Here is a 1180-nt window from a genome sequence, read left to right as displayed (position 1 = left end):
CGGCGGATGGTGTTGAGGCGGGTGATGAGGGGGGCGATGGTGGTGCCCTCGCGGGTGGCGGTGGCCCAGTCGCGGGGTTTGAGCTGGTACTTCTCGCTGTCGAGGTATTCCTCGCTGCCTTCGCGCAGGGGGGTGTTCTCGCAGAGTTCGTAGCCGCTGTAGATGCCCCAGGTGGGGGAGAGGGTGGCGGCGAGGACGGCGCGGACCTCGAAGGCGGGGCGGCCGCCGTGCTGGAGGTAGGCGTGCAGGATGTCGGGGGTGTTGGCGAAGAAGTTGGGCCGCATGTAGGAGGCGGCGTCCCCCGACAGTTCGGTGAGGTACTCGGTCAGTTCCCGCTTGGTGTTGCGCCAGGTGAAGTAGGTGTAGGACTGCTGGAAGCCGATCTGGGCGAGGGTGTGCATCATCGCGGGGCGGGTGAAGGCCTCGGCGAGGAAGATGACGTCGGGGTCGGCGTGGTTGATCTCGCCGATGACCCTCTCCCAGAACACGACGGGTTTGGTGTGGGGGTTGTCGACGCGGAAGATCCGTACGCCGTGGCTCATCCAGAAGCGGAGTACCCGTACGGTCTCGGCGACGATTCCGTCCATGTCGGCGTCGAAGGCGATGGGGTAGATGTCCTGGTACTTCTTGGGCGGGTTCTCGGCGTGGGCGATGGTGCCGTCGGGGCGGTGGTGGAACCAGTCGGGGTGTTTGTGGACCCAGGGGTGGTCGGGGGAGCACTGGAGGGCGAAGTCGAGGGCGACTTCCATGCCCAGCCGTCCGGCCTCGGTGACGAAGCGGTCGAAGTCGTCGAGGGTGCCGAGGTCGGGGTGGACGGCGTCGTGGCCGCCTTCGGGGGAGCCGATGGCCCAGGGGACGCCGACGTCGTCGGGGGTGGCGGAGAGGGTGTTGTTGCGGCCCTTGCGGTGGGTGGTGCCGATGGGGTGGACGGGTGGGAGGTAGACGACGTCGAAGCCCATGGCGGCGATCGCCGCAAGGCGGCGGGCGGCGGTGCGGAAGGTGCCGTGGGGCCGGGCGGGGGTGCCCTCGGAGCGGGGGAAGAACTCGTACCAGGCGCCGTACAGGGCGCGTTCGCGTTCCACGAGCAGGGGCAGCGGGTCGGAGGTGGTGACCAGTTCCCGCAGCGGGTGCCGGGCCAGTACCGCGTCCACCTCGGGCGTCAACGCCGCCGCCAACCGGG

The 1180-nt window shown here is 69.3% G+C and carries 1 protein-coding gene; it reads right to left on the bottom strand.

The window, feature by feature from the left end:
• A partial coding sequence (locus IE142_RS34735) for a maltotransferase domain-containing protein (protein ID WP_229831200.1) occupies positions 1 to 1180 on the bottom strand: 1180 nt, incomplete at both ends.

The sequence above is a fragment of the Streptomyces mutabilis genome, assembly GCF_014649815.1.
Lineage (GTDB): Bacteria > Actinomycetota > Actinomycetes > Streptomycetales > Streptomycetaceae > Streptomyces > Streptomyces mutabilis.
The sequence above is the reverse complement of the archived record's forward strand: the minus strand, read 5'-3'. Positions and strand labels throughout refer to the sequence as shown.